The organism is Streptomyces sp. NBC_00435, from assembly GCF_036014235.1.
Classification (GTDB): domain Bacteria; phylum Actinomycetota; class Actinomycetes; order Streptomycetales; family Streptomycetaceae; genus Streptomyces.
Genome location: NZ_CP107924.1, coordinates 2,250,605 through 2,272,460 on the forward strand (window position 1 = coordinate 2,250,605; position 21,856 = coordinate 2,272,460).

A 21,856-nucleotide genomic window follows, 5' to 3' on the forward strand; every position below is an offset into this window, starting at 1 on the left:
CTGTCCGGCTAGAGGCTGTCGAGGAAGCCGAGGGCGACCTCCCAGGCCTTCCCGGCGGCCTCGGCGTCGTAGTCGTCCAGCCCCGGGTCGGTGAACAGGTGCCCGGCCCCCGCATAGGTGTGGACCTCCACGTCCGCCCCGGCCTTGCGCATCCGCAGGTACCAGGCGGTCAGCCAGTCGTGCGGCTCGAAGGGGTCCGGGTCCGCGATGTGCAGCTGCACCGGCAGTTCGTCGACCGAGGTGTTCTCCTCCAGGTCGGCCGTGCCGTGCAGGAGCAGCAGGCCGCGCGTCTTCTCGTCGGCGAGCGCCAGGTGCTGGGCGATCGAGCCGCCGAAGGAGAAGCCGGCGTAGACCAGCCCCTGGTCGGAGAAGGGGGCCGAGGCCAGCACCGCGCGCTTGAGCAGCTCGTCCCGGCCGATCTCCTCCTGGTGGGCCATGCCCTCTTCGACAGTCTCGAAGGTGCGCCCCTCGAAGAGGTCCGGCACCTGGACCTGGTGCCCGGCCGCACGCAGCCGGTCGGCCGCCTCCCGTACCGCGGGCCGCAGCCCGTAGGTCGAATGGAAAAGCATGATGTTCATGTCCCCATCGTGCCAGTTTCGGGGCACCGCCTCCGGTTACGTTGACCCTCATGGACACGGACTCCCTCCTGCGCCCGCTGGTGGCCGTCGCGGGCACCCTGGTGGTCACCCTGATCGCGGGCTGGCTGCTGGACCTGCTGCTCCGCCGCGCCGACGCCCGGCACAGCGAGACCCCGCTGTGGGGGCTGCTGCGCCGCTGCCGCCCCCCGTTCCTGCTGGTCCTGGCCACCTCCCTGCTCCAGGGGCTGCACCGGCGCCAGGACGGCCTGGGCCACGCGCTGACGCTGATCCTGATGGCCTCGACCGCATGGCTCCTGGTGCGCATCACGGCGGCGGTCGTGGACTCCACGTACGCGCGCTACGCGGCCGACTCCCCCGAAGACGCCCGCGTCCGCCGGGTCCGTACCCAGGTCACGCTGATCCAGCGGGTCGTCACGGCGGTCGTGATCGTGGTGGCGGCGGCGCTGATGCTCCTCACGTTCCCGCCGATGCGGACGGTCGGGACCTCGATGCTGGCCTCGGCGGGCGTACTCGGCATCGTGGCGGGCATCGCGGCCCAGTCCTCGCTCGGCAATCTCTTCGCCGGACTCCAGATCGCCTTCGGCGACACCGTCCGGATCGGCGACACGGTGGTGGTCGACAAGGAGTGGGGCAAAGTGGAGGAGATCACCCTCACCTTCCTCACCGTGCGCACCTGGGACGAGCGCCGGATCACGATGCCGGTGTCGTACTTCACCAGCAAGCCCTACGAGAACTGGTCGCGCGGCGGTGCGCAGATGACGGGTACGGTGTTCTGGCACCTGGACCACAGCGCCCCGGTGGACCTGATGCGGGAACAGCTCCAGCGGCTCCTGCAGGACATCCCGGAGTGGGACGGCCGCACCAGCTCCCTGGCCGTCACGGACACCACCCCGAACACCATCCAGGTCCGCGCGGTGGTCACGGCCCCGGACGCCGACACCGTCTGGACGCTCCGCTGCGCGGTCCGCGAACGCATGATCACCTGGCTCCTGACCGACCACCCGTACGCCCTGCCCCACGTCGCCACCACGGAGGCATTCCCCCCACCCGGGCCGTGACCCCACCCGGGGCGGTCGCCGCTCAGCCCGGGGCGCCGAAGGTGAGGCGGAACAGCGCGCCACCCCCCGGGGCGGCTTCGGCGGTCAGCTCCGCCGCATGCGCCCGCGCGATCTGCCGGGCCATCGCCAGCCCCAGCCCGGACCCCGGCAGGGATCGCGCCGCCCCCGCCCGGTAGAACCGGTCGAAGACGTACGGCAGGTCCGCCTCCGCGATCCCCGGCCCGTGGTCCCGTACGGTCACCTCCGCACGCTCCCCGCCCCGCACCACCAGCTCCACTTCCACCTCCGCCCCCGCCGGGCTGAACTTCGCCGCGTTGTCCAGGAGGTTCCCCAGCAGCCGGCTCAGCCGCGCCGGCACCCCCGCCACCACCACCGCCTCCTCCGCCCGGACCCGGAACGACACCCCCGGCCAGTGCGCCCGCGCGGCCCCGGCGCAGTACTCCACCAGTGGAGCCAGCCGCACCTGTTCCACCAGCAGCTGCGGCTCCTCATCCCGGGCCAGCTCGATCAGGTCGTTGACCAGCCCCGTCACCTGGCGCAGCTGCCGCCCCAGCGCCATCGAGGCCCGCTCCCGCTGCCCCGCCGTCAGCCGGTCCCCGCGCGCCAGCAGTTCCGCGTTCGTCCGCAGCGCCGTCAGCGGCGTCCGCAGCTCGTGCGAGGCATCGGCGACGAGCCTGCGCTGCGCGGTGACGGACTGTTCCAGCTCTCCCAGCATCGTGTTGAAGCTCCCGGCGAGCCGGGTGATCTCGTCCTCCCCGCCCCGCCCGGGCGGCGGCAGTTCGATGCGGTGCCGCGGGTCCCGCGTGGCGGCGATCCGCTCGGCGGTGGCGGTGAGCCGGGTGACCGGCGCCAGACCGGTCCGCGCCACCCAGTAGCCGAGCAGCGCGGCCAGCAGGGCCCCCGCCGCACCGGTCAGTGCCAGCCACCACGCGGCCTGCGCGATGCCGTCCTCCACGGTGTCCGACCGCAGCGCCACCTGGAGCGCCCGCCCCTTGGTGTAGTCGGTGGTCAGCATCCGCGCCGGATGGCCTGCGTGCACGATGTCGGTGTAGTACGGGGCCTTCGTGCCCGCCGCGACGGCCCGCGCGGCGGGGGCCACCGGCAGCAGGTACGGCGCGGCGGGGTCGCGTCCCGGACCGGCCGGCACCACCTCGGCGCAGGCGGGCGCCGCCAGGAACCTGCACTCCCCGCTCAGGGTCCCGGGCCCGGAGTCCGGGTTGCGTTGGGCGGCCAGGCGGGCGGACTGGGTGAGGCTGAGGTCGAGCTGCCGGTACAGGGCGTCGCGGACGACGAGGAAGGCCGCCGCGCACACGCCCACGGCGACCAGCGCGACGGCCGCCGTGGCGGCCAGCGCGAGCCGGGTCCGCAGCGGCCGCCTGCGCCGCCACCGCGCTCCGAGCCGCCGCCCGCCGCTCACGGCGCGTCCAGCCGGTAGCCGACCCCGTGCACGGTGTGCACCAGCCGGGGTTCGCCGCCGGCCTCGAGCTTCCGCCGCAGGTAGCCGACGTAGACGGCCAGCGAGTTCGAGTCCGGCCCGAAGTCCCGCCCCCACACGAGCTCCAGGACGAGCTCGCGCGGGAGCACCTGCCCGGGGTGGCGCAGGAGCAGTTCGAGCAGCGCGGACTCGGTGCGGCTGAACTCCAGCGGCCGCTCACCGCGCCGCCCGGTGCGGGTCCCGGGGTCGAGCTCGAGGTCCCCGTACGCGAGCACCGGCGAGCCCCCGGCCGCTTCGGGGGCGGCCCGCCGCAGCAGGGCCCGTACCCTCGCCACGAGCTCGTCGAGCGCGAACGGCTTGACCAGGTAGTCGTCGGCCCCGGCCTCCAGCCCGTCGACCCGGTCGCTGACCGCGTCCAGGGCGGTGAGGACGAGTACGGGCGTACGGTCACCCGCCGCGCGGAGCTGGCGGCACACGCCGAGCCCGTCCAGCACCGGCATCATCACGTCGAGGACCACCGCGTCGGGCTCCCAGAGCGCCACCTCGGACAGCGCGGCCAGCCCGTCGGCCGCGCCGCGCACCTCGTACCCCTCGACGGCGAGCCCGTCCTCGACGGCGGCCCGCACCTCGGGCTCGTCGTCCACCACCAGAATCCGCTGCATGCGCATGGGGGAAAGCCTCCCAAATGGTTCTGAGAGAACCTCTTAGAACGTTCTTAGGACGCACCGGGAGTGTGCGGCCATGAACACCTCACCCTCACGCTCCCCCTCGCGCCGGCCGCTCTCCGTCGTGATCGGCGCGGGCGGTACCGGCGGCCACATCTACCCCGGGCTGGCCCTGGCCGAGGCACTGCGCACCGCCGTGCCGGACGCCGTGGTCTCGTTCATCGGCACCGAACGCGGCCTGGAGACCGAGCTGATCCCGGCCGCCGGCTACCACCTGCACACCGTGGACATGATCCCCTTCGACCCGGCGCTGGGCGCCCGGCGCTACCTGCTCCCGGCGGCGCTGCTGCGCTCCGCCGGGCAGGCGCGGGCCGTGATCCGGGCGCAGCGGGCGCACGTGGTCGTCGGTATGGGCGGCTATCCGAGCGCGCCCGCCGTACTCGGGGCCCGGATGGCCGGGCTGCCGGCGGTGATCCACGAGTCCAACGCGGTGCCGGGCCGCGCCAACCAGTTCGCCGCCCGCCTCACTCCGCACATGGCGGTGGCCTTCGACCGCGGCCGGGAGCACCTGGCGGGCGGGGAGCGGGCGCTGACCACCGGAATGCCGATCTCCGCGGCCCTGGCGGGCCTCGCCGGACTGTCCGGCGCCCGGCGGGCGGCGCTGCGCGCCGGGGCCCGGCGCGAGCTCGGGGTGCCGGACGGGCGGCGGCTGGTGGTGTTCAACGGCGGCAGCCTGGGCGCCGTCCGCCTGACCGCGGCGGCGACCGGGCTGGCGGGGCGTTGGCAGGCGTGGGAGGACGTGCAGCTACTGATCAAGACGGGTCCGGCGGCGCTCGCGGACACGGTGGCCGGGCTGTCCGCCTCGGGCGGACGGCGGATCGCGCGGGCCGTGCCCTATCTGGACCGGATGGACCTGGTGTACGCCGCCGCCGATCTGGTGGTGTGCCGGGCGGGCTCGGCCACGGTGGCGGAGCTCGCGGCGACCGGGGTCCCGGCCGTGCTCGTCCCGTACCCGTACGCGCCGGGCGACCACCAGACCCACAACGCCCGGGTGCTGTCCGACGCGGGAGCCGGCCTGCTCCTCGCGGACGCCGAGGCGACGGACGGCCGACTCGCGGAACTGCTCGCCCCGCTGCTGGCCGACCCGGCGCGGCTGGCCGCGATGGCCGGTGCGGCCGACCCGGGCCCGCACGCGCGGGCCGCCGAACTGCTGGCGGCGCAGGTCCTGCGGGTCGCCGGCTTTCCCGCCCCCTCCGTCCCCTTCCCCTCTCCCTCCCCCTTGGAGCTCGTATGACCACGCACACGCCCCTGACCCCGTCCACTTCCGTCGACGCACACGCCCGGGCGGACTGGACGGGCCGTACCGTCCTCGTCACGGGCGCCGAGGGGTTCATCGGCTCCACCCTCGTCGACCTGCTGGTGGCGCGGGGCGCCGAGGTGCGTGCCTTCGTGCACTACAAGCCGTACGCCGAGAAGGGCCACCTCGCCCGGTACCTGGCCGATCCGGACGGGCCGGTGCGGATGTGGGCGGGCGACATCCGCGACGCGGGCCGGGTCAGCGACGCGGTGGCCGGCTGCGACACCGTCTTCCACCTGGCGGCACTGATCGGCATCCCGTACAGCTACGCCTCGCCGGGCGCGTACGTCCAGACCAACGTCACGGGGACCGAGAACATGGCGGAGGCCTGCCGGCGGCACGGCGTGCGCCGCCTGGTCCACACCTCCACCAGCGAGGTCTACGGGACCGCCCTGACCGCGCCGATCTCCGAGAGCCACCCGCTCCAGCCGCAGTCCCCGTACTCCGCGTCGAAGATCGGCGCGGACATGATGGCGCTCTCGTTCCACCACGCCTTCGAGCTGCCGGTGACGGTGGTCCGGCCGTTCAACACCTACGGCCCCCGCCAGTCGGCGCGCGCGGTCATCCCCGCGATCCTCGCCCAGCTCCACTCCGGCGCCCGGGAGGTCCGGCTCGGCTCCCTCGCCCCCACCCGGGACTTCACGTACGTGACGGACACCGCGGCGGGCTTCCTGGCGGTCGCCGAGTGCGACCGGGCGCTGGGCGAGGTGGTCAACCTCGGCACCGGCGAGGAGATCTCCATCGGCGACCTGGCCCGGGCTCTGATCACCGCGTCCGGCCGGGACGCGGAGGTCGTCGTGGACCCGGCCCGGCTGCGCCCCGCGGGCAGTGAGGTCCTGCGGCTCCTGTCGGACAACTCCCGGGCCCGCGACTGGGCCGGCTGGAAGCCCGAGGTCTCCCTCCGGGAAGGCCTGGCCCGGACCTCGGACTGGGTGGCCTCCCACCTCCACCTCTTCGCGCCGGACCGCTACCAGGTGTAGACGCCCAGCAGCTGCGCCGCGGATCCCTCGGCGAGGTCCTCGGCGTACGGCGGCAGCGGGCGGCCGGCGCGCAGATGGCGGCGGACCACGGACAGCGGCAGGTCGATCAGGGCCAGGGTGACCCGGTCGCGGTCCTGGGGGCCGGCCGCGCCGAGGGCCTCGGCGAGGGTGCCGAGGGAGCCGAACACGCGCTGGTTGCCGAGGTCGGCACGTGCTTTGTGCTCCTCGGACCAGTCGGCGCGGCCGAACTCCTCGGGTCCGTACAGGAGGAGCGTGGCCTCATGCGGGTGGGCACGGCTCCAGGAGACGACGTGCCGGGCGGCGGCGCGGGCGGCGAGAGCGGGGTCGGCGTCGCTGCCGAGGGCGGCGAAGTACCCGTCCTGGAAGCGCTCGACGGTCCGCAGCCACACCTCGGCGAGCAGGGCCGCCCGGCCGGGGAAGCGGTGGTAGACGGACCCGCTCGGTGCGCCGACCGCCTGGGCGACGGCCGTCATGGTCACCCCGGCCGGGCCGCCGGAGGCCGCGAGCAGCACCGCGGCGTCGAGGATCTGGCCGGTGTCGAATCGGGGTGGTCGAGCCATGAATCAGAGAGTACTCTCCAGAACAACTAGAGACAGTTCTCTAATTTACTTCCGGGAGATACTCATGCCCGTCTACAACGTGCACGAACGCGTGCTGGCCGCCGGGGCGAATGAGGTGGGCGCGCTCATCGACAGCCTGTCCGGCAGGACGGCCGACCGCCCGGACCGGCTGTGGCCGCACCCGCAGTGGCCCCCGATGGAGTTCGACCGCCCGCTGGGGGTCGACGCGGTGGGCGGCCACGGACCGGTCCGTTACACGGTCGCGGCCTACGTGCCGGGCACCTGGGTGCGGTTCGCCTTCAGCGGACCGCGCGGTTTCGCCGGCTTCCACGAGTTCACGGCACTGCCGCTCGACGGAGGGCGCACGGCGCTGCGGCACACCCTCGCGATGCGGACCGGCGGCCCGGCCCGGCTGAGCTGGCCGCTCGCCTTCCGCTGGATGCACGACGCCTGCGTCGAGGACGCCCTGGACCGCGCCGAGGCCGCCTGCACGGGCACGGTGTCCCGACCGTCGCGCTGGTCCCCGTACGTCCGCCTCCTGCGCTCCCTCGCCAACCGGGGGCCACGGGCTGTGGGCTGAGGGCTACGGGCTACGGGCTACGCAGACTGCGCACGTCCAGATGCCGGAGCACCCGGTCGACGATCTCCGGGTCGGCGCCAGGCTCGCTCCGGGCGGCCAGGACCTCGTGGCGGGCGGCGGACATCATCTCCCGCTGGATGCGCTGGACGTCGCGGATCCGCTCCACCCGCTTCGCGTACGCCTCCCGGCGCTCCTCGTCGACCATGTCGGGGCTGATCCTCGCCCCCACGTCGTAGGCCCGCCGGTAGAGCATCTCCGCCAGGTCCTCGGGAAGGTCCTCCACCTCCTCGATCTCCTTCAGCCGCCGCTTGGCGGCCTTCGCGGCGCGGATCGCGAGGGCGCGGGCGATGTCCGCCTCCGCGTCCGGGTCGGCCTCCACGCCGAGCCGGCGGACCAGCCAGGGCAGGGTCAGCCCCTGGATCACCAGGGTCGCCATGATCACGGCGAAGGCGATGAAGACGATCTGGTCCCGCGCCGGGAACGGCTCCCCCGCTTCCGTCCGGAACGGGATGGCCAGCGCGAGCGCCACCGAGGCCACGCCCCGCATGCCCGCCCACCACATCACCACGGACTCCCGCCAGCTCAGCGGGATCTCCTCCGCGTAGTCGCGCCGCGAGTGCAGCTTCTTCGCGAGCCAGCCGGCGGGCAGCAGCCACAGCAGCCGTACGCCGACCACCACCGCGACCACGGCCGCCGCCCACCCGGCCATCTCATACTCCCGGCCGCGGGCGACACCGAACACGTTGTGCAGCTCCAGCCCGATCAGCCCGAACGCGACACCCGTGACCAGCATGTCGACGACCTCCCAGAACGTGTGCCCGGCCAGCCGGCCCAGCACGTCGTCGGCGTCGTTCGCGTACTCGGCGAGGAACAGCGCCGTGGTCAGCACGGCCAGCACGCCGGAGCCCCGGAACTCCTCGGCCAGCACGTAGGACACGAACGGCACGAGCAGTGTCAGCCCGATCTGGAGGGTGGCATCGCCGAGCCGCCCCATGAGCCGGTTGGTGGCCCAGCCGAGCGCGAGCCCCACGGCGACGGCGACGACGGCCGACAGCACGAACTCCCCGAGCGCGTCGGGCCACGAGAAGCTGCCGCTGACGGCGGCGGCGATGGCCACGTGGTAGAGCACGATGGCGGTGACGTCGTTGAAGAGCCCCTCGCCCTCCAGGATCGACACCATGCGCCGGGGCAGCCCCAGCGATCCGGCCACGGCGGTGGCGGCGACCGGGTCGGGCGGGGCCACGAGCGCGCCGAGTGCGACGGCCCCGGCGATCGGGAGCCCGGGGACGACGGCGTTCGCGGTGACGGCCACGGCCACGGTGGTCACGAAGACCAGGGCGACCGCCAGCAGCAGGATGGGCCGCACATTGGCGGCGAACTGCCGCCAGGAGGTCCGCTGCACGGAGGCGTACAGCAGCGGGGGCAGCACGAGGGGCAGGATGTACTCGGGCGGGACGTCGACGTTCGGCACGACGGGCACCAGCGCGAGCGCCACCCCGCCGAGCGTCATCAGCACCGGCGCGGGCAACCCCAGCCGGTCGCCGAGCGGCACGGTCACCACGGCCCCGAGCAACAACACGAACAGCAGCGCTAGCTGATCCACTCCCTCACCCTGCCACTCCGCCGCCGCCGGGCCGTGCGGCCGGGGCCGGGGACCGCGCCCGCGTGTCGGCCCCGGCCCCGGCCGCAGACCCCGACCGCAGACCCCGGCCGGGGGAATCTCAAGAAGATCGCCGCAGGGGCCAACGAAACCGCGCCGCCGCTCGTGGGAGTCGGTCCGGGTGTTCGCAGCGCCCCGCCGCAGGTGGGACGTCGAGTCCGCGGAGCCGTACGTGCGCCGCGTCATGCTGAACCTCTACCTGGACCAGCACCGCAGGCGGATTCGGTGGAACGCCCTGCTCCCCCGCTTGGCGTCACCGGCTTCCGCGGGGGACGTCAGCGCGGCCAGCGGCGACCGGATGGACATCACGAGCGCGCTCGGCACGCTGTCCCCGCGGCAGCGGGCCTGCACCGTCCCGCGGTTCTACGAGGACCTGTCCGTGGTCCGTACCGGCGCCGCAGGACTGGTGGTCGGCTGCATCGCGGCCGGTGCGGTGCTGACGGTCCAGGTCGTGGGGGCCGCCCCACCGCGCCCAGAAGCCGGCGCGGCCACCGGGCCCGCACCGGCGAACGTCTGTCAGAGCGCACCACCTGCGGATCTCAAGCCAGGACGGGGTGAGCTTCCCCATCACCTTCGAGTTCCGGACCACCAGGGTGGTCGTCACGGTGGTCGACGGTCGCGTGACGTCCGCCCTCGTCGGCTGAATCGCCGCACTCCCGCACGGGCCGCGCCCCGCCGCTACGGCAGGGCGCGCCGCATCGACCGGTGCGGGATGCCCGCGTCCTGGAACTCCGGCCCGTAGGCCACGTACCCGAGCCGCTCGTAGAAGCCCAGCGCATGCGTCTGCGCGCCCAGGTCCACGTACGACAGCCCCAGCCGGGCCGCCTCCGCCTCGATCGCCCGCACCAGCGCGACCCCGGCCCCGAGTCCGCGCGCGGACTTGCGTACGGCCAGCCGGCCCAGGGAGCCGACGTCCGCGGACCCCGTCTTGCCCAGGGCGCGCGGGCCGTGCAGCAGGCGGCCGGTGCCGAGCGCGACCCCGTCCGGCCCTTCGGCCAGTACGTGGACAGCGATCTCGTCGTACGCGTCGTACTCGATCGACTCCGGCACGGACTGCTCGACCACGAACACCTCGGTCCGCACGGCGAAGCACGCCTTCAGGTCCGCCTCCGTGGCGACGACCCGCACCGAGAGTCCGGCGCCCGTCACTCGCTCTCCTTGCGGATCACGTCCAGCGCGTTCTGCAGGTCAGCCGGGTAGGTGCTCGCGAACTCCACCCACTGCCCGTCCGACGGGTGCTCGAACCCGAGCCGCACCGCGTGCAGCCACTGCCGGGTGAGCCCGAGGCGCTTGGCGACGGTCGGGTCGGCGCCGTAGGTCAGGTCGCCCACGCAGGGGTGCTTGTGCGCGGCCATGTGCACGCGGATCTGGTGCGTGCGCCCGGTCTCCAGCTTGATGTCCAGCAGCGACGCGGCGCGGAACGCCTCGATCAGGTCGTAGTGGGTGACGGAGGGCTTGCCCTCCTGGGTCACGGCCCACTTGTAGTCGGCGCTGGGGTGGCGCCCGATCGGCGCGTCGATCGTGCCGCTCATCGGGTCCGGGTGGCCCTGCACCAGCGCGTGGTAGCGCTTGTCGACGATCCGCTCGCGGAACTGGTTCTTCAGCGAGGTGTACGCGCGCTCCGACTTCGCGACGGCCATCAGGCCGGACGTGCCGACGTCGAGGCGGTGCACGATGCCCTGGCGCTCGGAGGCGCCGGAGGTGGAGATGCGGTAGCCGGCGGCGGCCAGGCCGCCGATGACGGTGGTGCCGGTCCAGCCGGGGCTGGGGTGGGCGGCGACGCCGACCGGCTTCATGATGACGACGATGTCGTCGTCGTCATGGACGATCTCCATGCCGGGGACCGGCTCGGCGACGAGCTCGACCTTCCGGGGCGGCTCGGGCATCTCGACCTCGAGCCAGGCGCCACCGTGCACACGCTCGGACTTCCCGACGACACTGCCGTCGACCAGCACCTTTCCCGCGGCCGCGAGTTCGGCCGCCTTCGTCCGGGAGAAACCGAACATACGGGCGATCGCGGCGTCGACGCGCTCGCCCTCTAGGCCATCGGGAACGGGCAGGGTGCGGACCTCGGGAATCGTACTCACCTGTCGAGTATGCAGGACCGGACACACGCCCGGTCCCGCGATCACTCCCCGATCAGTGCCCGACGACGGCCCGATCCCTTCCCGATCAGTCCTTGTGGACGGTGCCGTCCGGGTCCAGGCCCTTGAACGACAGCAGGACGATCAGGATCCCGCCGCACACGATCGCCGAGTCCGCGAGGTTGAAGACCGCGAAGTGGGCCGGCGCGATGAAGTCGACGACCGCTCCGCGGAAGATGCCCGGCGAGCGGAAGATCCGGTCGGTCAGATTGCCCAGCGCACCGCCCAGCAGCAGGCCCAGCGCGATCGCCCACGGCAGGCTGTAGAGCTTGCGCGCCAGCCGCACGATCACCACGATCACGGTGGCGGCGATGCAGGTGAAGATGATCGTGAAGGCCTCGCCGAAGCCGAAGGCGGCGCCGGGGTTGCGGATCGCGTCGAACCTCAGCAGGTCGCCGATGATCTGGATCGGCGGCTGGTGCTCCAGCTTCGCCACGACCAGCATCTTGCTGCCGAGGTCGATCACGTAGGCGAGAACCGCCACGACGAGCAGCGCGACGATCCGCCGCCGCCCCTTGGGCGCGGCGGATTCGGGCTGCGTGCCGTCTTCCCCGACGTCCGGCGTACCGATGATGCGCTCCGCCTCTGCCACGTGAGTCCCTCGAACTAGCTCGAACCAGGTTCCGACCGACCCGCCAGGTCCTGGACCCTGACGAGACACGAGAGTACGTCAGGGCACCCTCCGGCCGCCGCCCCGCCCGGGGCCCGCCGGGCTCCCGCTCAGTGCCCGCCCGGCGCCCGCTCAGCGCACGCTCAGTGCCTCCGCTCCTGCTTCTGCTTGCAGTCCACGCACAGCGTGGCCCGAGGGAAGGCCTGCATCCGCGCCTTGCCGATGGGCTGGCCGCAGTTCTCGCAGATCCCGTACGTGCCCGCCTCGAGGCGTTCCAGGGCCCGCTCCGTCTGTTCCAGCATGGAGGTGGCGTTCGCCGCCAGCTGCAGTTCGGACTCACGGGTGATGTTCTTGGTGCCCGTATCGGCCTGGTCGTCGCCCGCGCCGTCGCCCGAGTCGCGCATCAGGCCCGAGATGGCCACCTCCGAGGCGTCCAGTTCCGCGCGCAGCCGCAGCACCTCGCTCATCAGCTCGCTGCGGGCCTCGTCGACCTCGTCCTGCGTCCAGGGGTCCTCCCCGGGCCGTACGGCGAGCTCGCCGGGGGTACGGGCCGCCACGACCCGCGCCTTGGGCAGCCCGCTGGTCGCGGCCGTGGCCGTCTTCCTGGCCGTACCGGTGCTCTTCTTGGCGACCACTTTGCGGGCTCCCGTCTCGTGCGCGGCCTGCGCCGCCCCCTCGGCCGCGGCCTTCTTGGCCGTGACCTTCTTCGCGGCCGTCTTCGTGACGGCCGCGACCTTCTTGGCAGGCGCCTTCCTGGCCGGCGCCTTCCCGGGAACCGTTTCCTCCGCGGCGGCCGCCTCCGTTCCGGCGGCAGCCTCCTTCGTGGCGGCCGACTTCTCCGCAGCCTTCCCGACAGCCTTCTTGGCAGTACTCCCGGCGGACTTCTTCGCCACCATGGCCGCGGCCCCTTCACATACTGTGATCATTGCTCGCGAATCGTGCCGGAACGATAAATCGACTCCGGCCCCGCGGCAACGGGGCACGCGTCCATCGAGGTCAACCTGCATCCGTTGTGCCCAGCGGGAGGCCCGGTAATCCGCCTCGCCCGCCCCGCCGCACCCCGCGGCGGCCCGTCGGCCCATTCGGGTCATGGCGCCCCCTCCCGGGCCGCCTCCCGCGCCCCCGCGCCACACCCCGTAAACCGGTCTGCCGACCGGTGCCCCGGCCCGTACACTGGGCCCAGCGAGAGGCATGGACGGGGACGAGTAGCGTCGGACGCAGCCAGGAGCGACCCGGGGACGGTGAGAGCCCGGGGGCGAGCGCGATGCGAAGGATCACCCCTGAGCCGCCGGAAGAGCGCAGCACGGAGCCCGCAGGGGTCCCGTACGGCAGGTAGAACCGGCTTCGCACCCCAATGAGGGGGTCGTCGGACCACAGGTCCGGAGGCCAAGGAGGGTGGTACCGCGGGAGCCCAGTCGCTCTCGTCCCTCCGGACGGAAGTGACATCCCGCCGGAGGAAGAGTTCAGCCTCATGACCACACCGCCGCAGTACCGCCCGGTACCCGCCCAGGTCGACCTGCCTGCCCTCGAGCACGGCGTCCTCGACTTCTGGCGCGAGAGCAAGACCTTCGACAAGACGCTGGAGCAGTCCGAGGGACGCCCCGAGTGGGTCTTCTACGAGGGCCCGCCCACCGCGAACGGCATGCCCGGCGCGCACCACATCGAGGCCCGCGTCTTCAAGGACGTCTTCCCGCGCTTCCGCACCATGCGGGGCTACCACGTGGCCCGCAAGGCCGGCTGGGACTGCCACGGCCTGCCCGTCGAGCTGGCCGTCGAGAAGGAACTGGGCTTCAACGGCAAGAAGGACATCGAGGCGTACGGCATCGCCGAGTTCAACGCCAAGTGCCGTGAGTCCGTGACCCGCCACACCGACGCGTTCAGCGAGCTCACGACCCGGATGGGCTACTGGGTCGACCTGGACGACGCCTACCGGACCATGGACCCCGAGTACGTCGAGTCCGTGTGGTGGTCGCTGAAGGAGATCTTCAACAAGGGCCTGCTCACCCAGGACCACCGGGTCGCCCCCTGGTGTCCCCGCTGCGGGACCGGCCTCTCGGACCACGAGCTCGCCCAGGGCTACGAGACGGTCGTCGACCCCTCGGTCTACGTCCGCTTCCCGCTGACCTCCGGCCCCCTCGCGGGCGGGGCGGCGCTGCTCGTCTGGACGACCACCCCCTGGACCCTGGTCTCCAACACCGCCGTCGCCGCGCACCCGGACGTCACGTACGTGGTGGCGACCAACGGGCAGGAGAAGCTGGTCGTCGCCCAGCCCCTGCTGGAGAAGTCCCTCGGCGAGGGCTGGGAGGCCACCGGCGAGTCCTTCACCGGCAAGGAGATGGAGCGCTGGACGTACCGGCGCCCCTTCGACCTGGTCGAGTTCCCCGAGCCCGCCCACTACGTCGTGAACGCCGAGTACGTCACGACCGAGGACGGCACCGGTCTGGTCCACCAGTCCCCCGCCTTCGGCGCCGACGACCTCGCGGTCTGCCGCGCCTACGGCCTGCCCGTCGTGAACCCGGTCCGCCCCGACGGCACCTTCGAGGAGGAGGTCCCGCTGGTCGGCGGCGTCTTCTTCAAGAAGGCCGACGAGAAGCTGACCGCCGACCTCGACGCGCGCGGCCTGCTCTTCAAGCACATCGCCTACGAGCACAGCTACCCGCACTGCTGGCGCTGTCACACCGCCCTGCTCTACTACGCGCAGCCGTCCTGGTACGTCCGCACCACCGCCGTCAAGGACGCGATGCTGCGGGAGAACGAGAAGACCAACTGGTTCCCGGACTCGGTCAAGCAGGGCCGCTTCGGCGACTGGCTGAACAACAACATCGACTGGGCGCTGTCCCGCAACCGCTACTGGGGCACCCCGCTGCCCATCTGGCGCTGCGAGGAGAACCACCTCACGTGCATCGGTTCCCGCGCGGAGCTGTCGGAGCTGACCGGGCAGGACCTCTCCTCCCTGGACCCGCACCGCCCGTACATCGACGACGTCACGTTCCCCTGCACGGCCGAGGGCTGCGCCCTCACCTCCGTGCGCGTGCCCGAGGTCATCGACGCCTGGTACGACTCGGGCTCGATGCCGTTCGCGCAGTGGGGGTACCCGCACAAGAACAAGGAGATCTTCGAGAAGCGCTACCCGGCGCAGTTCATCTCGGAGGCCATCGACCAGACGCGCGGCTGGTTCTACACGCTGATGGCGGTCGGCACCCTCGTCTTCGACAAGTCCTCCTACGAGAACGTGGTCTGCCTGGGCCACATCCTCGCCGAGGACGGCCGCAAGATGTCCAAGCACCTGGGCAACACCCTCGAGCCGATCCAGCTCATGGACCAGCACGGCGCGGACGCGGTGCGGTGGTTCATGGCGGCCGGCGGCTCCCCGTGGGCGGCGCGGCGCGTGGGCCACGGCACGATCCAGGAGGTCGTGCGCAAGACGCTCCTCACGTACTGGAACACGGTCGCCTTCCAGGCCCTGTACGCCCGTACGTCGAACTGGGCCCCGTCGGCCTCCGACCCGGCGCCCGCGGACCGCACGGTCCTGGACCGCTGGCTGCTCTCGGAGCTCCACGCCCTCACGGCCGAGGTCACCGGGGCGATGGAGGCGTACGACACCCAGCGCGCCGGCAAGCTCCTGTCCTCCTTCGTGGACGACCTCTCCAACTGGTACGTCCGCCGCTCCCGCCGCCGCTTCTGGCAGGGTGACGCGGCCGCGCTGCGCACGCTGCACGAGGTCGTGGAGACGGTCACCCGCCTGATGGCCCCGCTGACCCCCTTCATCACGGAGCGGGTCTGGCAGGACATGATCGTCCCGGTCACCCCGGAGGCCCCGGAGTCGGTGCACCTGTCGACGTGGCCCGTCGCGGACACCTCCGCGATCGACCCGGCCCTCTCGCAGCAGATGCTGCTGGTACGCCGCCTCGTCGAGCTGGGCCGTGCGACGCGGGCCGAGTCGGGCGTGAAGACCCGCCAGCCGCTGTCCCGCGCGCTGGTCGCGGTCTCGGGCTTCGAGACCCTCTCCCCCGAGCTGCACTCGCAGATCACGGAGGAGCTGAACGTCTCCTCGCTGGCCTCGCTGTCCGAGGTCGGCGGTTCCCTGGTGGACACGACGGCCAAGGCGAACTTCCGGGCACTGGGCAAGCGGTTCGGCAAGGGCGTGCAGGACGTGGCCAAGGCCGTGGCCGCGGCGGACGCCGCGGCGCTGTCGCTGGCCCTGCGCGGCGGCTCCGCCGAGGTCGAGGTGAACGGCGAGACCGTCGCCCTCACCCCGGAGGAGGTCATCATCACGGAGACCCCCCGCGAGGGCTGGTCGGTGGCGTCCGACTCCGGTGCGACCGTCGCGCTGGACCTGGAGATCACGCCGGAGCTGCGGCTCGCGGGCCTCGCCCGTGACGCGATCCGCCTGATCCAGGAGGCCCGGAAGAACTCCGGTCTGGACGTCGCGGACCGGATCGCGCTGCGGTGGTCCTCCGCGGACCCGGAGGTCGTGACGGCCCTGACGGACCACGCGGGCCTCATCGCGGACGAGGTCCTCGCCACGGACTACGCGTCCGGTGACGCGGACACCACGTACGGTGACCCCTTCACTGACGAGCCCCTCGGCCTGACGTTCCGCCTCCGCAAGGCGTAGCCTCCGGCCCCGGCGGCCCGTACCTCCCCTGCCCGGGAGGTACGGGCCGTTTCGTTTCCCCGCCCCGCCGGCGTGTGAGGACCCTGGGGCCGGGGCGGAGCCCCAGAAGCCGGTCGCCTACGGAAACGGGCCGGGCCCGGTGCCCCCGAAGGGGAACCGGGCCCGGCCCGACCGTCTGCCGACGGGTTACCGCTTAGTTGTCGTCCTCGTCGATCAGGAAGCCCCGCATGGGAGACGGCGCCTGCTGCATCGGCTGGGGAGCAGCCGGCCGCACCGGAGCCATCGGCTGCGTCATCGCCGGGGACATCTGCTGCTGGCCGCCACCGTAGGACGGGGCCATCGGGGACGGGCCACCCATCGGCGACGGACCGCCCATGGAGTGCATCGCACCGGCCGGAGCCATCGACGGGGTCGGCGACGGAGGCAGCGCGGGACCGGCGGGGTTCCGCGGCGGGGCCAGCGAGTCGTCCGCCTGGGTCTCCAGCTGGCGCAGCTGCGACTCGAGGTAGGACTTCAGACGGGTGCGGTACTCACGCTCGAAGCCCCGAAGGTCCTCGACCTTGCGCTCCAGCGTGGCGCGGGCGGACTCCAGGGAGCCCATCGCGACGCGGTGCTTCTCCTGCGCGTCCCGCTCCAGCGCGTCGGCCTTGGCGCGGGCGTCCCGCTCCAGGCCCTCGGCGCGCGACCGGGCCTCGCCGACGATCTTGTTGGCCTCGGAGCGGGCCTCCGCGATCGCCTGGTCGGCGGTCTGCTGCGCGAGCGACAGGACGCGGGCGGCGCTGTCGCCACCGGGGCCCTGCTGCGGAAGCTGCTGCGGCTGCTGGTGCATCTGCTGGCCCATGGGCTGCATCTGCTGGCCCATCGGCTGCATCTGCTGCCCCATGGGCTGCATCTGCTGGCCCATCTGCTGGCCCATCGGGTTCTGGCCGCCCATGGACTGCTGCTGCATGGGGTTGCCCATCGGGCCGGGGCCCTGCTGGCCCATGCCCTGCTGGCCCATCTGCTGCTGGCCCATCTGCTGCTGACCCATCTGCTGCTGCCCACCCATGGTGTGCTGCTGCATGGGGCCGCCCATCGGGCCCTGACCCTGCGGTCCGTGTCCACCGGGGCCGGCCGGAAGCTGCGGCTGACCGCCCGGAAGCTGCGGCGGGCCCATCTGGGGCTGCTGCTGCGGGGGGCCGGATATGGCCGCGGGCACGGGGGCTCCGGGGCCGCGCTGGTCCTGGGGTTCCGGCTTGCGCATGCCCTGCTGCTGGTTCTGCGCGGCCGCACGCGTGGCGGCAGCGAGCTTGGCGCGCAGGTCCTCGTTCTCGCGCAGCAGGCGCGTCAGCTCGGACTCGACCTCGTCGAGGAAGGCGTCGACCTCGTCCTCGTCATAGCCCTCTCGCAGGCGGACGGTCGTGAACTGCTTGTTCCGCACGTCCTCGGGAGTCAGCGGCATGTCTTCTTCACCTCTACGTAGTCGTCGGCAGTGGGCAGGACCGTATCGGGACTGTCCCCGCGCCCGCGGGGAAGCTCATCGTTCACACGCTTCTCGCAGCGGTGCTCACGAAACTGATGAGGATGTAAACGATGATCATCAGAACGAAGAAGGACAGGTCGAGTGCCACGCCCCCGAGACGCAACGGCGGGATGAGCCGCCGAAGGAGTTTGAGCGGTGGATCGGTGACAGTGTAGGTGGCCTCCAGAACGACCACCATCGCCTTGCCAGGGGTCCATGAACGTGCGAACTGGAACACGTAGTCCATGACCAGTCGGAAGATCAGCACGATGAGGAAGCACATCAGCGCGATGTAGACCACTTGCAGTGCGACGCCCATCCCGCGCTTCCCTCTCCCCTGCTCCCGCTCTGTTCCCGGCCCCGTATCTGACGGATCGGTCTAGCTTTGGTTGAAGAACCCGCCCTCCGCGATGCGGGCCTTGTCCTCCGCCGTGACATCGACGTTAGCAGGAGACAGCAGGAACACCTTCTGTGTCACTCGTTCAATGCTGCCGTGCAGACCGAACACGAGTCCGGCGGCGAAGTCGACGAGACGCTTCGCGTCCGTATCGTCCATCTCCGTGAGATTCATGATCACCGGAGTGCCCTCACGGAAGTGTTCCCCGATGGTACGGGCCTCGTTGTAGGTCCGGGGATGCAGTGTCGTGATGCGGTACGGCTCCCGCTCGGAGACGACCTTAGGCATGATCACGGGGGCGTTCTTCTCCAGATTCGAGCGTTCGGGTGTGATGGATGCCACGGGGGCGATTCGCGCAGGACGTCCGCTTTCAATCGGCATTGGGGTGGGTTCCCTGGGTGCCGGCGGCTGGGTAATTCGTACCGGTTCGTCCGATACGGGTGTTTGGTGCGAAACGGGCTGCTGTCGACGACGCTCCCGTTCCGGTTCCGGCTCGGGTTCGAACTCGTCGTCGGGGTCGTACCCCGGGTTGTCGTACCGGTCGTCCTCCACGAGGCCGAGGTAGACCGCCATCTTGCGCATCGCGCCGGCCATTCTCTGAGTCCTCCGCTCTGTGGTGGATCGCCCTGTCGCAGGTGTATCGCCGTGTCACGAATGTCACCAACTGCCCGCGATCCACGTGGCCCGTCCGCTCATCAGCGGAAATGACCATATTTTCTGCTGTGGTCCGACTTTCTTCGCGACGTTACCCGAGCCGGGGTCTCGCGCCGAGTACCGCAGTGCCGACGCGTACATGTGTCGCACCGGCCGCAACGGCCTGTTCCAGGTCTGCGCTCATCCCGGCCGACACCATCGTGGCAGCCGGATGGTCCGCGCGCAGGCGGGATGACAATTCCACCAGTCGCTCGAAGGCCGCTTGTTCGCGTCCCGCGTACTGCCCGGCCAGCGGGGCGACCGCCATCACGCCGTCGATGCGCAGTCCCGGTGCCGCCGCCAGGAGGTCCGCCAGCTCCGCGAGCTGCTCCGGCGCGGCTCCACCCCGGGCCCCCCGTTCGCCCGACTCGGCGTCGAGGGCGATCTGCACCAGGCAGCCCAGTTCCCGCCCGGCCGCCTCCGCGGCCGCCGAGAGGGCCGTGACGAGCTTCGGCCGGTCGACGGACTGCACGAGGTGCGCGTATCCGGCCACCGAACGGACTTTGTTCGTCTGCAACTGGCCGACGAAGTGCCAGCTGAGCGGCAGATCCGCGCAGGCCGTGGCCTTGGGGGCGGCATCCTGGTCCCGGTTTTCCGCCACGTGACGGACCCCTAGGTCCGCCAGCAGACGTACATCGCTCGCCGGGTAGGTCTTGGTGACCACGATCAGGGTCACCTCTTCCCGCCCGCGCCCCGCGGCCGCGCACGCGGCCCCGATGCGTTCCTCCACCCGCGCGAGGTTCTCGGCGAGCTCGGCCTTACGATCCGTCATTCGTCAGTCCAACCAGACATATCCGGCAAGCCGCCCGGTCACCCGGTCGCGGCGGTACGAGAAGTGGTCCCGCGACTCCAGTGTGCAGAACGGGGACCGCCGCCGGTCAGCCACCCCCTCCTCGGCCAGCTGCGCGTGCACCCCGGCGACCACGTCGACGGCCGGTGTCCCCCAGCTGGTCTCGGAGTACGCGGCCGGCACCACCTCGGCGACCTCGGCCCGCATCCGCTCCGGAACCTCGTAGCAGCGCCCGCACACGGCCGGTCCCGTACGGGCCACCATGCGCGCGGGGTCCGCGCCGAGCGCGACCATCGCCTCGACCGCGGCGCCCACGACTCCGGCGACCAGCCCGGGCCGCCCGGCGTGGGCGGCTCCCGCGATGCCGGCGACGGGGTCGGCCAGCAGGACGGGCGTGCAGTCGGCGGTGAGGACCGCGAGGGCGAGTCCCCGGCGGGCGGTCACCACCGCGTCCACCGGCGGGATCGGGTCGGCCTGCCCCCATGGGCCGTCCACCACCGCCACGTCCCGGCCGTGCACCTGGTTCATCCAGACCACCAGGTCGGGCGCGATGCCCAGCGACTTCGCCGCGGCGGCCCGGTTCGCACGAACGGCGGCCGGGTCGTCTCCGACCGCGCCGCCGAGATTGAGCTCCTCGTACGGAACGGCGCTCACCCCGCCCCACCGGTCGGTGAAGGCGAAGTGGGCGCCGCTCTCGCTGTACCGCTCCAGGGTCACTTCAAGAAGTCCGGGACATCCAGCTCCTCGGCCGGGCTGTCCTGGTACGGCCGGGCCGTCGGGACCTGCGCCGGGGCCGGGGCCTCGGCGACCGGAACCGGCTCGGACCGGACGGGCTCCTCGCGCGGGGTGACCGAGCCGAGTCCGCCGAAGGCCGGACGCACCGGCTCGGCGGAACGGACCGGAGCCGGGGCCGGCTCCTCGCGCTTGGTGGACGCGGCGCCGATGACGTTGTCCCGGCGGGCCGGGGGCTGTCCGCCGTCGAACCCGGCCGCGATCACGGTGACCCGCACCTCGTCGCCGAGCGCGTCGTCGATGACGGCGCCGAAGATGATGTTCGCCTCGGGGTGCGCGGCCTCGCTCACCAGCTGCGCGGCCTCGTTGATCTCGAAGAGACCGAGGTCAGAGCCACCGGAGATGGAGAGCAGCACGCCACGGGCGCCGTCGATGGACGCCTCCAGCAGCGGCGAGGAGATCGCCATCTCGGCCGCGGCCACCGCGCGGTCGTCGCCGCGGGCCGAGCCGATGCCCATCAGGGCCGAGCCGGCCTCGGACATCACGGACTTGACGTCCGCGAAGTCGAGGTTGATCAGACCCGGGGTGGTGATGAGGTCGGTGATGCCCTGGACGCCGGACAGCAGGACCTGGTCGGCCGACTTGAAGGCGTCGAGCACGCTGACCTGGCGGTCCGAGATGGACAGCAGTCGGTCGTTGGGGATGACGATGAGGGTGTCGACCTGCTCGCGGAGCTGGGCGATGCCGTCCTCGGCCTGGTTCGCGCGGCGCCGGCCCTCGAAGGTGAACGGCCTGGTGACCACGCCGATCGTCAGGGCGCCCAGCGAGCGCGCGATGTTGGCGACGACGGGTGCGCCACCGGTTCCGGTGCCACCGCCTTCACCGGCGGTGACGAAGACCATGTCGGCCCCCTTGAGGACCTCCTCGATCTCCTCGCGGTGGTCCTCCGCCGCCTTGCGGCCGACATCCGGGTTGGCGCCTGCGCCAAGGCCACGGGTGAGTTCCCGGCCGACGTCGAGCTTGACGTCGGCGTCGCTCATCAACAGCGCCTGGGCGTCTGTGTTGATGGCGATGAACTCGACGCCCTTGAGACCGACCTCGATCATTCGGTTGATGGCATTGACACCACCGCCGCCGACACCGATGACCTTGATGACTGCGAGGTAGTTCTGCGGTGCTGCCACGTCGAAGGCCTCTCGCCTCGAGTTACGTGTCGTTCGCCTCGCGGGCCTGCGGTGCGACGACTGATGCCGAAATTGGGACGGTCCGTACGCGCCGACCCGAACCCTAACCCTGAAGTTTAGGGTTATGAGTGTGTCTGTTCCTTGGACTCTTCCGAACAGGACACTAAGTCGACAAGTAGCGCGTGTTCAACGAACACGCCGAACCTCCCGTTTTTCTTTTCACCCTATGTGATCACCCGTATCGGTGGCCAACCAGGGTGCGACGCTGTTCG

20 protein-coding genes are annotated in these 21,856 nt (G+C 72.0%); 5 read left to right on the top strand and 15 right to left on the bottom strand.

What is annotated here, in order from left to right; translation table 11 throughout:
* Positions 1–8: 8 nt before the first annotated feature.
* Positions 9–578 carry a dienelactone hydrolase family protein gene (locus OG389_RS10315; protein ID WP_328298169.1) on the bottom strand — a complete coding sequence of 190 codons (570 nt, stop codon included), beginning with the start codon at positions 576–578 and terminating at the stop codon, positions 9–11.
* Between the two features lie 50 nt (positions 579–628).
* Here OG389_RS10315 and OG389_RS10320 point away from each other — a divergent pair, with 50 nt between their 5' ends.
* A complete protein-coding gene (locus OG389_RS10320) occupies positions 629–1,657 on the top strand; it encodes a mechanosensitive ion channel family protein (RefSeq protein WP_328298170.1) in 1,029 nt (342 codons plus the stop codon).
* Between the two features lie 22 nt (positions 1,658–1,679).
* Here OG389_RS10320 and OG389_RS10325 read toward each other — a convergent pair whose 3' ends face one another.
* Entirely contained in the window at positions 1,680–3,074 is a 1,395-nt protein-coding gene (locus OG389_RS10325) for a sensor histidine kinase (protein WP_328298171.1), read from the bottom strand.
* A complete protein-coding gene (locus tag OG389_RS10330) occupies positions 3,071–3,760 on the bottom strand; it encodes a response regulator transcription factor (protein WP_328298172.1) in 690 nt (229 codons plus the stop codon). The genes OG389_RS10325 and OG389_RS10330 overlap by 4 nt, the downstream gene beginning before the upstream one ends.
* Before the next feature lie 73 nt (positions 3,761–3,833).
* Here OG389_RS10330 and OG389_RS10335 point away from each other — a divergent pair, with 73 nt between their 5' ends.
* Both OG389_RS10335 and OG389_RS10340 read left to right on the top strand, forming a co-directional pair.
* On the top strand, positions 3,834–5,051 hold the full coding sequence (locus OG389_RS10335; protein WP_328298173.1) for a UDP-N-acetylglucosamine--N-acetylmuramyl-(pentapeptide) pyrophosphoryl-undecaprenol N-acetylglucosamine transferase: 1,218 nt from the start codon (positions 3,834–3,836) through the stop codon (positions 5,049–5,051).
* Positions 5,048–6,094: an SDR family NAD(P)-dependent oxidoreductase gene (locus OG389_RS10340; protein WP_328298174.1), complete on the top strand. Its 1,047-nt coding sequence runs from the start codon at positions 5,048–5,050 to the stop codon at positions 6,092–6,094. Before OG389_RS10335 ends, OG389_RS10340 begins: the two co-directional genes overlap by 4 nt.
* Here the strand turns inward: OG389_RS10340 and OG389_RS10345 are convergent.
* Complete coding sequence (locus OG389_RS10345) at positions 6,082–6,675, bottom strand: TetR/AcrR family transcriptional regulator (RefSeq protein ID WP_328298175.1); 594 nt, start codon at positions 6,673–6,675, stop codon at positions 6,082–6,084. The genes OG389_RS10340 and OG389_RS10345 overlap by 13 nt on opposite strands.
* Before the next feature lie 64 nt (positions 6,676–6,739).
* Between OG389_RS10345 and OG389_RS10350 the strand changes: the two genes are divergently transcribed.
* A complete protein-coding gene (locus OG389_RS10350) occupies positions 6,740–7,255 on the top strand; it encodes an SRPBCC family protein (RefSeq protein ID WP_328298176.1) in 516 nt (171 codons plus the stop codon).
* Between the two features lie 10 nt (positions 7,256–7,265).
* Here OG389_RS10350 and OG389_RS10355 read toward each other — a convergent pair whose 3' ends face one another.
* The 5 genes from OG389_RS10355 to OG389_RS10375 form a co-directional block, all read right to left on the bottom strand.
* Entirely contained in the window at positions 7,266–8,858 is a 1,593-nt protein-coding gene (locus OG389_RS10355) for a Na+/H+ antiporter (protein ID WP_328298177.1), read from the bottom strand.
* 735 nt (positions 8,859–9,593) lie between these two features.
* Positions 9,594–10,064: a GNAT family N-acetyltransferase gene (locus tag OG389_RS10360; RefSeq protein ID WP_328298178.1), complete on the bottom strand. Its 471-nt coding sequence runs from the start codon at positions 10,062–10,064 to the stop codon at positions 9,594–9,596.
* Positions 10,061–11,002 carry an RluA family pseudouridine synthase gene (locus tag OG389_RS10365; protein ID WP_328298179.1) on the bottom strand — a complete coding sequence of 314 codons (942 nt, stop codon included), beginning with the start codon at positions 11,000–11,002 and terminating at the stop codon, positions 10,061–10,063. Before OG389_RS10365 ends, OG389_RS10360 begins: the two co-directional genes overlap by 4 nt.
* A gap of 85 nt (positions 11,003–11,087) precedes the next feature.
* Positions 11,088–11,651 carry a signal peptidase II gene (gene lspA / locus OG389_RS10370; protein ID WP_328298180.1) on the bottom strand — a complete coding sequence of 188 codons (564 nt, stop codon included), beginning with the start codon at positions 11,649–11,651 and terminating at the stop codon, positions 11,088–11,090.
* A gap of 161 nt (positions 11,652–11,812) precedes the next feature.
* Complete coding sequence (locus OG389_RS10375) at positions 11,813–12,595, bottom strand: TraR/DksA family transcriptional regulator (RefSeq protein ID WP_328298181.1); 783 nt, start codon at positions 12,593–12,595, stop codon at positions 11,813–11,815.
* A 545-nt stretch (positions 12,596–13,140) separates the two neighbouring features.
* Between OG389_RS10375 and ileS the strand changes: the two genes are divergently transcribed.
* Positions 13,141–16,287: an isoleucine--tRNA ligase gene (gene ileS, locus OG389_RS10380; RefSeq protein ID WP_328298182.1), complete on the top strand. Its 3,147-nt coding sequence runs from the start codon at positions 13,141–13,143 to the stop codon at positions 16,285–16,287.
* A 193-nt stretch (positions 16,288–16,480) separates the two neighbouring features.
* On the opposite strand, the gene OG389_RS10385 is transcribed toward ileS, so the two are convergent.
* From OG389_RS10385 to ftsZ, 6 genes are all read right to left on the bottom strand, one after another.
* On the bottom strand, positions 16,481–17,728 hold the full coding sequence (locus OG389_RS10385; protein WP_328298183.1) for a DivIVA domain-containing protein: 1,248 nt from the start codon (positions 17,726–17,728) through the stop codon (positions 16,481–16,483).
* Between the two features lie 82 nt (positions 17,729–17,810).
* A complete protein-coding gene (locus tag OG389_RS10390; RefSeq protein WP_112450285.1) occupies positions 17,811–18,107 on the bottom strand; it encodes a YggT family protein in 297 nt (98 codons plus the stop codon).
* A 60-nt stretch (positions 18,108–18,167) separates the two neighbouring features.
* On the bottom strand, positions 18,168–18,779 hold the full coding sequence (locus OG389_RS10395) for a cell division protein SepF (protein ID WP_328298184.1): 612 nt from the start codon (positions 18,777–18,779) through the stop codon (positions 18,168–18,170).
* Positions 18,780–18,930: 151 nt separating this feature from the next.
* Entirely contained in the window at positions 18,931–19,650 is a 720-nt protein-coding gene (locus OG389_RS10400) for a YggS family pyridoxal phosphate-dependent enzyme (RefSeq protein WP_328298185.1), read from the bottom strand.
* A 3-nt stretch (positions 19,651–19,653) separates the two neighbouring features.
* Positions 19,654–20,385: a peptidoglycan editing factor PgeF gene (gene pgeF, locus OG389_RS10405; RefSeq protein WP_328298186.1), complete on the bottom strand. Its 732-nt coding sequence runs from the start codon at positions 20,383–20,385 to the stop codon at positions 19,654–19,656.
* A complete protein-coding gene (ftsZ, locus tag OG389_RS10410; protein WP_328298187.1) occupies positions 20,382–21,584 on the bottom strand; it encodes a cell division protein FtsZ in 1,203 nt (400 codons plus the stop codon). The genes pgeF and ftsZ overlap by 4 nt, the downstream gene beginning before the upstream one ends.
* Between the last annotated feature and the right edge of the window lie 272 nt (positions 21,585–21,856).

What these genes read in the sequence shown, in the direction of transcription:
- OG389_RS10345 (WP_328298175.1), bottom strand. Translation starts at nt 6,675, where the DNA reads ATGGCTCGACCACCCCGATTCGACACCGGCCAGATCCTCGACGCCGCG.
- OG389_RS10320 (WP_328298170.1), top strand. Translation starts at nt 629, where the DNA reads ATGGACACGGACTCCCTCCTGCGCCCGCTGGTGGCCGTCGCGGGCACC.
- OG389_RS10400 (WP_328298185.1), bottom strand. Translation starts at nt 19,650, where the DNA reads ATGACGGATCGTAAGGCCGAGCTCGCCGAGAACCTCGCGCGGGTGGAG.
- OG389_RS10335 (WP_328298173.1), top strand. Translation starts at nt 3,834, where the DNA reads ATGAACACCTCACCCTCACGCTCCCCCTCGCGCCGGCCGCTCTCCGTC.
- OG389_RS10385 (WP_328298183.1), bottom strand. Translation starts at nt 17,728, where the DNA reads ATGCCGCTGACTCCCGAGGACGTGCGGAACAAGCAGTTCACGACCGTC.
- OG389_RS10395 (WP_328298184.1), bottom strand. Translation starts at nt 18,779, where the DNA reads ATGGCCGGCGCGATGCGCAAGATGGCGGTCTACCTCGGCCTCGTGGAG.
- OG389_RS10390 (WP_112450285.1), bottom strand. Translation starts at nt 18,107, where the DNA reads ATGGGCGTCGCACTGCAAGTGGTCTACATCGCGCTGATGTGCTTCCTC.
- OG389_RS10330 (WP_328298172.1), bottom strand. Translation starts at nt 3,760, where the DNA reads ATGCGCATGCAGCGGATTCTGGTGGTGGACGACGAGCCCGAGGTGCGG.
- OG389_RS10375 (WP_328298181.1), bottom strand. Translation starts at nt 12,595, where the DNA reads ATGATCACAGTATGTGAAGGGGCCGCGGCCATGGTGGCGAAGAAGTCC.
- OG389_RS10315 (WP_328298169.1), bottom strand. Translation starts at nt 578, where the DNA reads ATGAACATCATGCTTTTCCATTCGACCTACGGGCTGCGGCCCGCGGTA.
- OG389_RS10350 (WP_328298176.1), top strand. Translation starts at nt 6,740, where the DNA reads ATGCCCGTCTACAACGTGCACGAACGCGTGCTGGCCGCCGGGGCGAAT.
- OG389_RS10340 (WP_328298174.1), top strand. Translation starts at nt 5,048, where the DNA reads ATGACCACGCACACGCCCCTGACCCCGTCCACTTCCGTCGACGCACAC.
- ileS (WP_328298182.1), top strand. Translation starts at nt 13,141, where the DNA reads ATGACCACACCGCCGCAGTACCGCCCGGTACCCGCCCAGGTCGACCTG.